Annotated in this window: 13 protein-coding genes; 6 read left to right on the forward strand and 7 right to left on the reverse strand. The window is 71.7% G+C overall.

The annotated features are described in order from the left end of the window. Window positions 1–10: 10 nt before the first annotated feature. Window positions 11–2506 carry a polynucleotide kinase-phosphatase gene (locus tag ELY19_RS05525; protein ID WP_126195322.1) on the reverse strand — a complete coding sequence of 832 codons (2496 nt, stop codon included), beginning with the start codon at window positions 2504–2506 and terminating at the stop codon, window positions 11–13. Beyond that, the gene (locus ELY19_RS05530) at window positions 2503–3891 is read right to left on the reverse strand and encodes a 3' terminal RNA ribose 2'-O-methyltransferase Hen1 (RefSeq protein WP_126195323.1); all 1389 of its coding nucleotides are present in this window, start codon (window positions 3889–3891) and stop codon (window positions 2503–2505) included. Before ELY19_RS05530 ends, ELY19_RS05525 begins: the two co-directional genes overlap by 4 nt. An 84-nt stretch (window positions 3892–3975) precedes the next feature. On the opposite strand from ELY19_RS05530, the gene ELY19_RS05535 reads away from it, so the two are divergent. Continuing rightward, complete coding sequence (locus ELY19_RS05535; RefSeq protein WP_126195324.1) at window positions 3976–4758, forward strand: nucleotidyltransferase domain-containing protein; 783 nt, start codon at window positions 3976–3978, stop codon at window positions 4756–4758. Window positions 4759–4820: 62 nt separating this feature from the next. On the opposite strand, the gene ELY19_RS05540 is transcribed toward ELY19_RS05535, so the two are convergent. Next, on the reverse strand, window positions 4821–5300 hold the full coding sequence (locus ELY19_RS05540; protein WP_126195325.1) for an SRPBCC family protein: 480 nt from the start codon (window positions 5298–5300) through the stop codon (window positions 4821–4823). 11 nt (window positions 5301–5311) lie between these two features. Then, entirely contained in the window at window positions 5312–5650 is a 339-nt protein-coding gene (locus ELY19_RS05545) for an ArsR/SmtB family transcription factor (protein WP_197715987.1), read from the reverse strand. A 157-nt stretch (window positions 5651–5807) separates the two neighbouring features. Here ELY19_RS05545 and ELY19_RS05550 point away from each other — a divergent pair, with 157 nt between their 5' ends. From ELY19_RS05550 to ELY19_RS05565, 4 genes are read left to right on the forward strand one after another with little or no spacing between them, the layout of a single operon-like run. Next, window positions 5808–6704, forward strand: coding sequence for a metal-dependent hydrolase (locus ELY19_RS05550; RefSeq protein WP_126195326.1), 897 nt, complete (start codon window positions 5808–5810; stop codon window positions 6702–6704). Then, window positions 6701–7837 (forward strand): PDR/VanB family oxidoreductase, encoded by a 1137-nt coding sequence (locus ELY19_RS05555; RefSeq protein ID WP_126195327.1) that lies wholly within the window; start codon window positions 6701–6703, stop codon window positions 7835–7837. Before ELY19_RS05550 ends, ELY19_RS05555 begins: the two co-directional genes overlap by 4 nt. Window positions 7838–7847: 10 nt before the next feature. After that, the gene (locus ELY19_RS05560; RefSeq protein WP_126195328.1) at window positions 7848–8744 is read left to right on the forward strand and encodes an alpha/beta fold hydrolase; all 897 of its coding nucleotides are present in this window, start codon (window positions 7848–7850) and stop codon (window positions 8742–8744) included. After that, window positions 8741–9613 (forward strand): alpha/beta fold hydrolase, encoded by an 873-nt coding sequence (locus tag ELY19_RS05565; RefSeq protein WP_126195329.1) that lies wholly within the window; start codon window positions 8741–8743, stop codon window positions 9611–9613. The genes ELY19_RS05560 and ELY19_RS05565 overlap by 4 nt, the downstream gene beginning before the upstream one ends. Before the next feature lie 155 nt (window positions 9614–9768). Here the strand turns inward: ELY19_RS05565 and ELY19_RS05570 are convergent, their stop codons facing one another. From ELY19_RS05570 to ELY19_RS05580, 3 genes are all read right to left on the reverse strand, one after another. Next, a complete protein-coding gene (locus tag ELY19_RS05570; RefSeq protein ID WP_126195330.1) occupies window positions 9769–10095 on the reverse strand; it encodes a PadR family transcriptional regulator in 327 nt (108 codons plus the stop codon). Continuing rightward, the gene (locus ELY19_RS05575; RefSeq protein WP_126195331.1) at window positions 10092–11093 is read right to left on the reverse strand and encodes a hypothetical protein; all 1002 of its coding nucleotides are present in this window, start codon (window positions 11091–11093) and stop codon (window positions 10092–10094) included. Before ELY19_RS05575 ends, ELY19_RS05570 begins: the two co-directional genes overlap by 4 nt. 180 nt (window positions 11094–11273) lie before the next feature. Then, the gene (locus ELY19_RS05580; RefSeq protein WP_126195332.1) at window positions 11274–12092 is read right to left on the reverse strand and encodes a phytoene/squalene synthase family protein; all 819 of its coding nucleotides are present in this window, start codon (window positions 12090–12092) and stop codon (window positions 11274–11276) included. Window positions 12093–12151: 59 nt separating this feature from the next. Between ELY19_RS05580 and ELY19_RS05585 the strand changes: the two genes are divergently transcribed. Next, the gene (locus tag ELY19_RS05585; RefSeq protein ID WP_126195333.1) at window positions 12152–13021 is read left to right on the forward strand and encodes an exodeoxyribonuclease III; all 870 of its coding nucleotides are present in this window, start codon (window positions 12152–12154) and stop codon (window positions 13019–13021) included. Window positions 13022–13038 lie beyond the last annotated feature (17 nt).

Consider the following 13038-nt stretch of genomic DNA (forward strand, 5'->3'; position numbering starts at 1 on the left):
CGAGCGGCGCCTACAGCCGCGGGTCCACCGGCGCCGACTCCTGCGCCAACACCGCGAACACCGACTGGTGCACGCGCCAGAGCGGCTCGCCGGCCACGAACGCCGCCAGGGCGTCGCGGCCGAGGGCGTGCTCCGCGAGCGCCATCGTCCGCTTGCGGCCGAGGTTCCGCTCGCGCAGCACCTCGAGCGAGTCCGGGTAGTCGGGGCCGTAGATGATGCGCAGGTACTCGCGGCCGCGAACCTTCAGGCCCGGCTGCACCTTCCGGCCCACATCGCCCAGCGGCTTGACCACCATGCCCTCGCCGCCGGCGTCCGTCAGCCCGGTCCACCACCGGCACGCCTCCGCGCGATCCGTCTCCGATCCCAGCTCGACGACGCGGTGCCGCGTCGGCGTCAGGAACGGGTCGTCCAGCTCGCCGAGCACCGCCATGTGCCACTCGTGCGACTCCTCGGCGAGTACCCGTCCCTCCGCGGCCAGCACCTGGAACGGCGCGACGGTGACCCCGTCGAGCCCGTCCGTCGGCCGGTAGTAGCGCGCGTACGCGTCCCGGAAGGCGTTCGCGTTCACGGCCCGCCGCGCGGTGCGCGCCCGGAGCGCCGCGACGTCGAGTCCCCGCGCCGCGGCGGCGTCGAGGCCCGCGAGCGCGGCCGGGAACACCTCGCGCGCCGCCGCGCCCACGGACGCGTACTGCGCGCGGATCAGCTCGCCCGCCTTCGCGGACCACGGCAGCAGCTCGCAGTCCAGCGCGAGCCAATCGGTCTCGAGGCGGTCGAACAGCGGGGCCACGGCCCGCCGGAGGCGGTCCACGAGCGGCTCGCCGTCGTCGAAGAACGCGCGGCCCGTGCGGGTGTACACCGCGCCGGTGCTGCCGTCGGCGATGCCGAACCGCCGTGCGGCAGTGGCGGAATCACGCGCGATCACGGCGATCGCCCGCGAGCCCATGTGTTTCTCCTCGCAGACGACCCGCTCCACGCCCCAGCCCGCGAAGTCGTCGAACGCGCGTGCCGGGTGCTCGAGGAAGCCGCCCTCGCGCGCCACCGACGCCGGCGACATGGTGGGCGGCAGGTACACCAACCAGCGCGGGTCCACCGCGAACCGGCTCATCACCTCGAGCGCCGCCGCAGCGTTGTCGCCCTCGATCTTCACCCGTCCCGCCGTGCGGGTCGAGAGCCAGCGGGTGCCTGCCACGTCGTCGTACCGCAGGACGGAGGCGGCCCGGTCGTCCGACGGTGCCTCCACCGCTGGACGGGCGGGCGCGTACCACTCCTGCTCCGCCGGGACGGAGACGATCTCGCGCTCCGGGTAGCGCAGGGCGGTCAGGGCGCCGCCGAACACCGCACCGGTATCGATGCACAGTGTGTTGTTGACCCATTGCGGTTCGGTGACCGGCGTGTGGCCGTACACCACCGCCGCGCGGCCGCGGTAGTCCCGCGCCCACGGGTAGCGCACCGGCAGGCCCATCTCGTCGGTCTCGCCGCTGGTGTCGCCGTACAGCGCGAACGCGCGCACGCGCCGCGACGCGCGGCCGTGGTACTCCTCCTTGAGCCCGGCGTGGGCCACGACGAGCCGGCCGCCGTCGAGGACGTAGTGGCTGAGCAGCCCGTCCATGAACGCCAGTGCGGCGCCGCGGAACTCCTCCGGCTCGGCGGCCAACTGGTCCAGCGACTCCTGCAGCCCGTGCGCAACGGTGACCGCGTTCCCCTTGAGCGCGCGCACCAGCTTGTTCTCGTGGTTCCCGCTGACGCACAGCGCGTTCCCCGCGGCGACCATGCCCATGACGAGCCGCAGCACGCCCGGGGTGTCCGGGCCGCGGTCCACCAGGTCGCCGACGAAGACCGCCGTCCGCCCCTCCGGGTGATCCGCGCCGTCGGCACGCACGCGCCAGCCGAGTTCGGTGAGCAGTGACCGCAACTCGGCGGCGCAGCCGTGCACGTCGCCGATCACGTCGAACGGGCCGGTGAGGTCCGTGCGGTCGTTCCACGGCCGCTCGCGGACGATGGAGGCACCGTCGACCTGCGCGGCGTCGCGGAGCACGTGGACGCGGCGGAAGCCCTCCTTCTTGATGCCCTTGAGCGACCGGCGCAGCTCCCGCGCCTGGCGCGTGATCACCTGCGGGCCGAACGTGCGGTCGCTGCGCCGCCGGTTCCGTTCGACGGCGATCTCGTCCGGGAGGTCGAAGACGATCACGTCGACGAGGACGTCGTGCTCGCGGGCGAGCGCCACGAGCGAGGCCCGGGACGACCGCTGCACGTTGGTCGCGTCGACGACGGTGAGCAGGCCGCGGCGCAGGCGGATGCCGACCAGGTGGTGCAGCAGGTCGAACGCGTCGGACGTGGCCGCCTGATCGTTCTCGTCGTCGGCGACGAGGCCGCGGCACACATCGCTGGAGACGACCTCCGTCGGCCGGAAGTGCTTGCGCGCGAACGTCGATTTGCCGCTGCCCGAGGCGCCGGCCAGCAGGATCAGGCCGCGCATCGGGACGGTGATGACGGTGTCGGCGTTCATCGGGCGGACTCCTTCCGGGTGAGAACGGCCATCTGGGTGGGGGTTCCGCGCTCGGGATCGGCGTCGCCGATGCCCTCGTGACGCACGACGTAGCCGTGCCGGTCCGCGACCCCGGCGGTCCACGCGGCGAACTGCGCGCGATCCCACTCGAACCGGTGGTCGGCGTGCCGCATCCCGGCGAGCTCGGGGTAGAGCGCGTTGTACTCGCTGTTGGGCGTCGTGACCACGACGGTGCCGGGCCGGGCCGCTCCGAACACGACGTGCTCGAGCGCGCCGAGTCGCGACGGATCGACGTGCTCGATCACCTCCATGAGCACCGCCGCCTCGAACCCGGCGAGCCGGTCGTCCTCGTACGTGAGCGCGGCCTGGAACAGGTCGATCCGCGCGCGCTGGCGCTCGGTCATGTCGTCGAGGTGCAGCCGCTGGGCGGCGCGCTGCAACGAGCGCACCGAGGCGTCGCACCCCGCGACGCGGTCGATCCCGCCGGTCGCGAGCAGGCGGCCGAGGAACTGCCCCGGCCCGCAACCGAGGTCGATGACCGAGGTCGCGCCGCTCGCCACGATCTCCGCCAGCACGGCGTCGTGGCGCACCGTGTTCAGCGGCTTCGGCGCGTCGTCGGCGGCACCGTCGTCCTGCGCCTCGCCGGGCAGGTCGTCGATCTCCGCGAGCCGTTCGAGCGCCCGCGCCGCAAGGCCCGGCCCGCGGCCGAGGTAGCGGCGGGTGATCAGCTCCCGGTCCGGGTGCGTCTCGAGCCAGCCGGCGCCGGAGCGCAGGAGCTTGTCCACCTCGTCGGTGCCCTGCCAGTAGTGCTTCGACTCGTCGAGCGCCGGCAGCAGGACGTAGAGGTGGTTCAGCGCGTCGGCGAGCCGAACCTCGCCCGTGAGACGGAGGCGCAGGTAGCGCGAATCGCCCCACTCGGCGATCGCCGCGTCGAGCGGGACGGTCTCGGCGTGCACCACCCAGCCGAGCGGACCGAAGAGCCGCCGCGCCAGCTCCGGGCCGCCGCGGCACGGCAGCACCGGCACGGCGATCTCCAGCGGGATCGGCCCGTCGGCGACGTCCTGGCGGCTGCCGCCGCGGCCGCCCCGCGCACTGCGGAAGACGTCCGCCAGCGCGGCCGCGAGCAGCGACGAGGCCGCGTACGGGCGGTCGTTGACGTACTGGGCGAGCGCGAAGTCGGGCGTGGACCGGCGCCGCCGGGCGAGCGCGATCGGATCCACCTCGAGCAGCAGCGCCGCGGTGCACCGGGCCTCCGTCGCCTCCGGGTAGAACACCGTGGCCGTGCCGAAGGGCTGGGCGAACTCCTGCACCCGATCGGGGTGCTTGTGCAGGAGGAAGCCGAGGTCGGTGGCCGGTACGTGCGTGGTGGAGACGGTCAGATACACCCCGTCATTGTGCAGGGAAGCGCATCACCGGCCAACCGAAATTCACTTGAGTGGACGGTCCACTCGCGCCTACCGTCACCGACCATGAGTGATCGACAGAACGTCGAGTACGGCGACCGCGACACGGCACTGCGAGGCGAGATCCTCCGCACCGTCGTGGGTTCCGGCGTGCACGGCATCGCGATCGCGGGCACCGACGACCACGACGAACTCGGCGTCTACCTCGAGCCCCCGGTGTACCTGCTCGGCGTGGAACCGCGCCGCGAGGACTACATCTGGCGGACGCAGCCCGAGGGCGTCCGCAGCGGCCCCGGCGACACCGACCTGGTGATGTACGGCCTGCGGAAGTACCTCCGGCTCGCCGTCAAGGGCAACCCGACGGTGCTGCTGCCCCTGTACGCGCCGCAGGAGTCCGTGATCACCGAGACCGCAGCGGGTCGGTCGCTGCGGGCGATGCGCTCGGCGTTCCTGTCGCGGCGGGCCGTGGAACGGTTCCTCGGCTACATGCACTCGCAGCACGAACGCATGCTGGGCCGCGCGAGCGGCGTGCCGAACCGGCCGGAGCTGGTCAGCCGCTACGGCTGGGACGTCAAGTACGGGAGCCACGCGCTGCGACTCGCGTACCAGGGGCACGAGATCGCCGCGCGCGGCACGCTGACGCTGCCGATGCCCGCGGCGGAACGCGAGCACGTGCTCGCCGTCAAGCGCGGCGAGATCCCCCGTGACGACGTCTCCATGGAGATCGCGCGCCTCGAGTCCGCGGTCCGGACGCTGCTGGCGGGCGGATGCGCGCTTCCCGAACGCGCCGACGTGGAGCGGATCGACGCCTGGGCCGTCGCCGCGCAGCGCACGTTCTGGGGCTGGTGACCCTTCCGGGGTCGCCGTGCGGTGGATGGTGCCCGCTGGGCGGGCACCATCCACCGCACCGCTCAGAGCAGGGCGTCGATCTGGTTCATCGCCTCGGTCATGCCCTCCTCCATGCCCATCTCGAGAACGCGCTCGAGCTGGTCGAGCGACCGGTGGGTGGCGGTGAGCGTCATGCGGGTGGCGGCGCCGACGGGGGTGAGCACGACGGTGGTCGTCGAGTAGTCCTCGGGGTCGACGGGCTCGCCGTCCTCCCCCGCGAAGCCGTCGCGGAACGTGAAGGTCGACGGGGCGTCGGTGGACACCGTCGCGAACCAGCCGCCGGCCCGCGTGCCGTCCGGGCCGGTCATGTAGTACCGGGACTCGCCGCCCGGCCGCAGCTCGTGGCGGACGAACGTGGCGGGCCATCCGGGCGGACCCCACCACTTCTCCAGCAGCCGCGGGTCCTCCCACAGCTGCCAGACGCGCTCGGGAGGGGCCGCGAACTCGGCCTCGAGGGTGAAGGTGAGCGCCTCGCGATCGGCGCCGGTGGTGAGCACGGGCATGACGGAACTCCTCACTCGGTCGGCGGATCGAGCAGCGCGTCCATGCGCGCCACTCGCCCCCGCCACAGGTCCTCGTAGCCGCGCAGCAATCGGGTGCCGCGCGCGATGGTCTCGATGTCCGGCCCGACCAGGACCTCGCGGCCCCGTCGGGTCTTGACGACCAGGCCTGCCTTCTCGAGCACCGCCACGTGTTTCTGCACCGCCGCGAAACTCATCTCGTAGCCGCGGGCGAGCTCCGAGACGGAGCTCTCCCGTTCGATCACCCGGACGACGATGTCACGCCGGGTGCGGACCGCGAGGGCGTGGAAGAGGCGGTCCGCCTCGTCCGGCGCCAGTTCATCTACAACCATCAGGTTGTACGTTACCGCCGTCACATCCGCCCGGCAAGAGCTTCGGCGCGACCACCTGCGAGTGATAGGTTTCGTGCCGAGTGCTCTCACCGCCGGTAGCGCTCACTGGACATCAGGGTGTTGAATGTCAAGACACCCACGTGGAAGGAGTCGGACGATGAGTTCGCGCACATCGGCTCAGCAGCACGAGCCCGCTGAGGTCGAGATCCACGCCCGGAACGTGGAGTTCGACTGGGACGACGTGCCGCTGGAGTGGATCCCCGGCGAGCCCGTGGCCAGCGACATCATCAGCAGCATCCTGCACTCCGTACTCCCCGAGGGCGAGCGCTGGTTCTGCGAGGTCTACACCGAGGCGCTGCCGTACGTGAAGGACGAGGACCTCGCCCGCACGATGCGCGGCTTCATCGGCCAGGAGGCCATGCACGCCGAGTCGCACGACCGCGCCCTCTCCGAGTACCTGCAGCGGTGCGGCATCGACACCGAGCCCGTGGCCCGGCAGTTCGAGTACGTCTTCCGCAAGGTCCTCGCGCCGCGGACCTACCACTCCGACCGCGCGCAGTACAACGACATGGTGCAGCGCCTCTGGCTCATCGCGGCCGTCGAGCACTACACGGCCATCCTCGGTGTCTTCGCACTCAACAACGCCTGGGACGAGTACGACGTCGACCCGACCATGGCGGACATCTGTCGCTGGCACGGCGCCGAGGAGGTCGAGCACCGGTCCGTCGCGCACGACGTGGCGAACTACTTCGACCCCAGCTACTTCCACCGCTGCCGCGCGATGATCGTGGGCGTCGTCTTCCTCGTCCTGGCGCTGCACCGCACGTCGGGTTACATGCTGCGCAAGGACCCCAACTTCAGCTACTCCTACCCGCGCCTGTGGTGGGAGTACCTCAAGGGCTCGCACAAGAACATCCTGCCGAAGCTGCGGGACGTCGTGAAGTTCACGCTCATCTACTTCAAGCCGAACTTCGACCCGGCGTCGATCGGCTCGACCGCACAGGCCGTGGCCTACCTCGCCACCTCGCCCGCAGCTCGGGCGGCGAACGGATGACCGGCGAGCGCAAGTCACCGTCGGTCTTCCGCCCCTGGGGCGAGCCCGTCACCGAGATCCCCCCGCACCTGTACGGCCGGTGGAAGCGGGATCCGCTGCTGCGCTTCGCCAACGCCTTCTTCGGCACGACGATTCCCGCGTTCGCGCACCTGATGAAGCCGCGGAACCTGGCCGAGCCCAGCACCAGCCGCGACCTGCGGGTGGTATCGCGCGAGATCGTCGCGCACGACAAGGACGTGGTCGCGCTGACCTTCGTCTCGGCGGACGACAGCCCGCTCCCCCGGTGGACCCCGGGCGCACACCTGGATCTGCTGCTGCCGTCCGGGCGCATGCGCGAGTACTCGCTGTGCGGCGACCCCGCGGACTCCGACACCTACCGGATCGCCGTCCGCAGGATCCCCGGCGGCGGAGGCGGTTCCGTCGAGGTGCACGAGACCCTGCACGTCGGGTCGACGGTGACCGTCAAGGGCCCGCGCAACGGCATGCCGATGGCGGTGCCGGGACACGGCTCCTCCGCCGAGCACCTCCGGTTCGTCGCCGGCGGTATCGGGATCACGCCGATCCTGCCGATGATGATCGCCGCGGAGCGCCTGGGCCTGAGCTGGTCGATGCTCTACACCGGCCGCTCCACCGACACCATCCCGTTCATCGCCGAGGTGGCGCGCTTCGGCGACAAGGTGGAGGTCCGCACCGACGACGTGCACGGCATCCCCACCGCCGAGGTCCTCATCGGCGACACCCCCGGCCCGACGGCGCTGTACGCGTGCGGCCCCATCCCGATGCTCGAATCGCTCCGCGTGGGCCTCATCGGCCGCACGGACGTCGAGCTGCATTACGAGCGCTTCTCCGCGCCGCCGGTGGTCGACGGTAAGCCGTTCACCGCCACCCTGGCCAAGTCCGGACAGACCCTGGACGTGGCCGCCGACGAGACCCTGCTGGCCGCGATCCTCAAGGCCAAGCCGGACGCCCCGTACTCCTGCAAGCAGGGCTTCTGCGGTACCTGCCGGATGACGGTGACCGAGGGCACCGTCGACCACCGGGACAAGACCCTGACCCCCTTCGAGCGGGAGCAGGGCCAGATGCTGACCTGCGTCTCGCGCGCGAAGGGCTCGCATCTGACCATCGATCTGTAAGGCGCACACCATGACTGAGCAGCACCGGTTCGACGTGACCACGTCGGACGGCCTCACCCTGGCGGGCTTCCGCTACGGCACCCACGACGCGGCCCGCCCCACGGTGCTCGCGATCCACGGGTACCCCGACAACCATCACGTGTGGGACGGCGTGGCCGCGGCCCTCGAGGGTCGCGCGAACGTCTACACGTTCGACGTGCGCGGCGCGGGCGAGTCGGAGGCCCCCGCGGGCAAGGCCGGATACCGGTTCGACCGCCTCATCTCGGACATCTCGCGGGTGATCGACGCGGTGCGCGAGGTCAGCGGCGACCGCTCGAAGCTGCATCTCATCGGCCACGACTGGGGCTCGATCCAGGGCTGGCACGCCGTCGTCGATCCCGCGGTGGCGGACAAGACCGCCTCGTACACCTCCGTCTCCGGGCCGAACCTGAACCACGCGGGCGAGTACCTGCAGGGCGTTCGCAGCGCGAAGGACCTCCCGGCGCGCCTGCGCCAGGCGGCGGGCTCGACGTACATCCCGTTCTTCCTCGTCCCCGGGCTGGCCGACTCGCTGTACAAGCGCGGCTGGGGCCAGAAGCTGATCGAGACGCTCGAGAAGCGCGGCACCGGCGGCAAGGTGGCCGAGGGGTACACGCGCAGCGACCGCGACTTCACCAACGGCCTGAACCTGTACCGCGCCAACATGCCCGCCCCGTTCCTCAAGCCGGCGGACGCCACGACCTCCGTGCCGGTGCAGGTGATCACGCCCGAGGGCGATCTGTTCGTGACGCCGCCGTTGCAGCTGGCGGGCCTGGACAAGTCGCCGAAGTCGCGGCACGTCTCGGTGCCCGGCGGGCACTGGGTGGTCGCGCAGAACCCCGGCCCGCTGGCCGACGCGACCTTCGAGTGGGTCGAGGCCAACCGATGATCCGCCGCATCCCCGTCCGCGGCCGGTGGGTGCGCGTGCGCGAATCCGGCGCAGCGTCGCTGCCGACTCTGCTTCTGCTGCACGGCATCACGCGCAGTCTGGAGGACTGGGACCCGACGTTCGAGGCACTCGAGGGCGAGTACCGGCTCATCGCGCCCGACCTGGCCGGGTACGGCTGGTCCGCACCCCATCCCGACGGTGCCGGCCTCGCCGCGCTCGCCGACGGCGTGGCGGAGACGCTCGCCGCGCTCGGGGTCTCCGGTCCCGTGCACGTCGCGGGCAATTCGCTGGGCGGGGCGGTCACGATGACGCTGCTCGCGCGGCACCCGGAGCTGGTCGCGTCGATGACGCTCGTCGATCCCGCCGGTTTCGGCAAGGAGGTGACGCCGCTGCTGCGCCTGCTCGGGCTTCCCGTGCTGGGCAAGCTGATCGCGACCACGCCGAGCCGTCCGGGCGCCATCGTGCAGGAGCGGCTGATCTTCGCCGACAAGTCCTACGCCACCCGCGCACGGATCGACCACGCCATGGCCATCGCCCGTGAGACCGACGCCGGTCTCACCGCGTGGAAGACGGCCGACGCGCTCGGCTCCGTGCTGGGCGGCGTGCGCCAGGACTGGCGCGACGAGCTGCACCGGACCATCGCGCTGACGCCGCGGCCCACGATGGTGCTGTGGGGTGACCGCGACAAGGTGCTTCCGCCCGCGCACCTGGACGCCGCGCGGAGGCTGATCCCGCACGCCGAGACGCACCTGATTCCGGGCGTCGGCCACATGCCGCAGCTCGAGTGCACCCGCGAGTTCGTCGCGCTGCTCACCGCTTTCCTGCAGCGGAATCCCGTCGCCGAGTTGCCGCGGGCCGCGTCGCAGTAGCTCCGCCCCGCGCGGTGGCTTCTCGTTCACGGAGGGTATGCGTTCAGCGCATACCCTCCGTTTTCGCAGTTCAGAAGCGTTTCCACGGGACCGGGGCATGCGTCGCGCGCATACCCCGGCCGCCGGACGGCAGCACGCCGCGATCAGCGACCGGGTCAGCGTGCCGGCGCCGCGCCGAGGCTCGCGGCGGCGGCGGTGAAGGCGCGCCACTCCTCGCGCAGGCGGGCCAGTTCGGTGCGTCCGGCGTCCGTGAGTTCGTAGACCTTCCGGGCGGGACCGGATTCGCTCTGCTCCCACTCCGCGGCGATGTAGCCGTCGTTCTCCAGCTTCACCAGAGCCGGGTACAGCTGCGCACCCTTGATCGGCTGCAGCCCCACCTCCACCAGCGCCGCCGACACCCCGTACCCGTGCCTCGGCGCCGCCTCCAATACCCCGAGGATGAGCAACGGCAGTGTCGCCCGCTGCCACGCCGCCGTGCTCATGCCGGAGTCTTCGACGACGATGCCGGCCGTGCCCGCCGCGCGCGTAGGGCGCTCCGGATCGACAACCAGAGCAGGCCACCGACCACCACGACACGGAGCACGAGCCAGAAGCCCGAACTGTCAGGAAGGAACGAGGCGTGGAGCAGCGCGAAACCGAACCACCCAGCCGCGCCCCACCACAGTCGCCTGCTCGGCGTCGCGGGATCGTCCGCCACGAGCCTGAGCGCAAGAGCATCGGGCCGGCCGTACTCGTCGAAGGCTCTGGTACTCAGCCCTTCCCGCAGCGTGCGTTCGTGCTCGCGCACGACGGCGCGCGGCGTGCCCTTCGCCAGCAGCACGCCGCGGAACCTGGAGAACCATTCCTCGTCGTCGAACGTCGTGCGCGGTACCCGCGCAGGTACGGCCCGCGCCACCACGAGCACGACCACCCCCGGGAGGAGGAGACCGATCGCGGCCGCCCACGCCGGGAGGCCGCCGATCAGCACCGTGCTCCGGCCGGACCACTCGACCTGCGATCCGCCGACGCCCACCGCCAGTACGGCGAGCGCGGCCAGTAGCCCCGCAACCTTGAGGCGTCCGGCCATGAACTGCATCGATGCGGCACCGCCCAGCACCACCGCCGCCGCGATGGCGGACACCAACGCGACCCGCCCCACCGTGACGTCGACCCGTCCGCCGCCCAGCAGGACCATGACCGCCGCGATCAACCCCACGAAGATCAGCGACACTCCGCCGAACTCGAGCGCGTCGCGCACCCCGGCGCTCTCCGTGGCCATCGCCTCCGCATCGGAGACCGCGAGTTCGGCAGCATCCTCCGCCGCGAGGACATCGGGGTTCCCGAACAACTCGGCCGCCGGTTCCTCAGCTGCTTCGACGGCCGTGATGAGTTCCTCCTGCCGGCTGCTGCTGACGTCCAACGAGACGCCGGCCTTCGCCAGACCCAGGATGTACCGCGCCGCCCAAGGCCGGTCCCCCTCGGGCCAGTCGTCGACGGCCATCACTACTCCTACCTAGATCGGATTTGTATCTAGATATAGCCAGTGGAGGCGCGCGCAGGCAACGGGCCGACGCCGCGGGGTATGCGCGGGACGCATACCCCGCGCGTCTTTCGCGGCGCTCCTACCTGCAGTTTTCCGAGGTATGCGCGGCGCGCATGGCTGTCGCGCGCGACGACCGCTTCACCGCGAGGCCACGAGCGAGCGGGCGAGGACCGTCGCCTTCCGCGGCGCCGGGACGCGGACGCGGCCGGACCGCGCACCGTCGAGCCCGGCGGCGCGGAGGCGCTGCAGGAGCTCGCCGTAGAGGTCGGCGGCGGCCCGTACGCCGCGCTGGACGTCCCGCGGGAGTCGCGCGATGCCGGCGCGGCCGGCGGCGAGGTCGGAGGCGGCGTCATCGAGGGCATCGTCGAAGGCGCGCTGCGTGAGCTCCGGCAGGTAGGCGCGCCCGAGCCGCAGCTCGTCGTCGGTGAGGTCGCGGAGGAAGTTCACCTTCTGGAAGGCAGCGCCGAGACGCAGGGCGTCGGGGGCGAGCCGGTCGTAGTCCGACGGCGCGACCCCCACCAGGTAGGCGCGCAGACACATCAGCCCGACGACCTCGGCCGAGCCGTGGATATAGGCGGCGAGCGACTCTGCCGTGTGCGGCGCCGGCGTCAGATCCGCACGCATGGAGGCGAAGAAGGGCCTGGTCAGTTCGGCGCCGAAGCCGGTCGCGCGGGCGGTGCGGGCGAAGGCGTGCACCACGAGGTTCGCGCTGAAACCCTCGTCGATCGCGCGTTCCACGGCCTCCTCCAGCGCGTCGAGATGCGCTCGGGGGTCGGTGGGGCAGGCACCGTCGACCACCTCGTCCGCGACCCGCACCAGGCCGTAGATCGACGTGATGTGCTCGCGCACGCGACGCGGCATCAGGCGCGCGGCCAGGGAGAACGAGGTGGAATAGTCGCGGATCACCACCGCGGAGGCCGCCACGGCGGCGCGGCTGTACCGCTCACTCGAATCCATGCCACCAGTGTCCCGACCGCGAGAACCGACCCGTCAGGGCACCCCGATACGGTGGGTGCATGCGCGTCGCCACCTGGAATGTGAACTCGGTCAAGCAGCGGCACGGCAGGCTGCTCGAGTGGCTGGACTCGCGCCGGCCGGACGTCGTCTGCCTGCAGGAACTCAAGCTGACGGACGACGCCTTCGCCACGTTGATCGGTCCGGACCTGGAGGAGCGCGGCTACGAGTTCGCCACCGCGGGCCAGCCGCAGTGGAACGGCTCCGCACTGCTCTCCAAGGTCGGCCTCGAGGACGTGGTCGTCGGCATCCCCGGCGCCCCGGCGTTCGACGGGATCGTGGAGGGCCGGGCCATCTCGGGCGTCTGCGACGGAATCCGGGTGCACTCGCTGTACACCCCGAACGGTCGCGAGATCGACTCCGACCACTACGCGTACAAACTGGAGTGGCTCGCCGCCCTCGCCGCGCAGGTGCGGGCCGACACCGTGCCCCAACTGGTCTGCGGCGACATGAACATCGCCCCGACGGACGAGGACGTCTTCGACCCCGCGGCCTTCGTCGGGCACACCCACGTCACCGCGCCCGAACGCGGGGCGATCGCCGCCCTCGAAGCGCTCGGCCTCCGCGACGTGGTGCGCGAGCACTGGCCGCACGAGCAGGTGTTCTCGTACTGGGACTACCGCGCCGGCATGTTCAACAAGAACCTCGGCATGCGGATCGATCTCATCCTGGCCAGCGGCGAGGTCGCCGACCGCACGGCCGCAGCGTGGATCGACCGGCAGGCGCGGAAGGGCAAGGGCCCGTCCGACCACGCGCCCGTCATGCTCGATCTGGACACGGCGCCCGACGGGGACGTCGGCCCGATGGTGCCGCCGCCCTCGGCCGGCCGCGTCTCGCCGAGGGGCGCGAAGCTCCCCCAGGCCAAGGACTGACCACCCGATGTTGCAAT

It is taken from the genome of Tsukamurella paurometabola, from assembly GCF_900631615.1.
In the GTDB taxonomy this organism is placed as follows: domain Bacteria; phylum Actinomycetota; class Actinomycetes; order Mycobacteriales; family Mycobacteriaceae; genus Tsukamurella; species Tsukamurella paurometabola_A.

What these genes read in the sequence shown, in the direction of transcription:
- ELY19_RS05525 (WP_126195322.1), bottom strand. Translation starts at nt 2,506, where the DNA reads ATGAACGCCGACACCGTCATCACCGTCCCGATGCGCGGCCTGATCCTG.
- ELY19_RS05535 (WP_126195324.1), top strand. Translation starts at nt 3,976, where the DNA reads ATGAGTGATCGACAGAACGTCGAGTACGGCGACCGCGACACGGCACTG.
- ELY19_RS05540 (WP_126195325.1), bottom strand. Translation starts at nt 5,300, where the DNA reads ATGCCCGTGCTCACCACCGGCGCCGATCGCGAGGCGCTCACCTTCACC.
- ELY19_RS05545 (WP_197715987.1), bottom strand. Translation starts at nt 5,650, where the DNA reads ATGGTTGTAGATGAACTGGCGCCGGACGAGGCGGACCGCCTCTTCCAC.
- ELY19_RS05550 (WP_126195326.1), top strand. Translation starts at nt 5,808, where the DNA reads ATGAGTTCGCGCACATCGGCTCAGCAGCACGAGCCCGCTGAGGTCGAG.
- ELY19_RS05555 (WP_126195327.1), top strand. Translation starts at nt 6,701, where the DNA reads ATGACCGGCGAGCGCAAGTCACCGTCGGTCTTCCGCCCCTGGGGCGAG.
- ELY19_RS05560 (WP_126195328.1), top strand. Translation starts at nt 7,848, where the DNA reads ATGACTGAGCAGCACCGGTTCGACGTGACCACGTCGGACGGCCTCACC.
- ELY19_RS05565 (WP_126195329.1), top strand. Translation starts at nt 8,741, where the DNA reads ATGATCCGCCGCATCCCCGTCCGCGGCCGGTGGGTGCGCGTGCGCGAA.
- ELY19_RS05570 (WP_126195330.1), bottom strand. Translation starts at nt 10,095, where the DNA reads ATGAGCACGGCGGCGTGGCAGCGGGCGACACTGCCGTTGCTCATCCTC.
- ELY19_RS05575 (WP_126195331.1), bottom strand. Translation starts at nt 11,093, where the DNA reads ATGGCCGTCGACGACTGGCCCGAGGGGGACCGGCCTTGGGCGGCGCGG.
- ELY19_RS05580 (WP_126195332.1), bottom strand. Translation starts at nt 12,092, where the DNA reads ATGGATTCGAGTGAGCGGTACAGCCGCGCCGCCGTGGCGGCCTCCGCG.
- ELY19_RS05585 (WP_126195333.1), top strand. Translation starts at nt 12,152, where the DNA reads ATGCGCGTCGCCACCTGGAATGTGAACTCGGTCAAGCAGCGGCACGGC.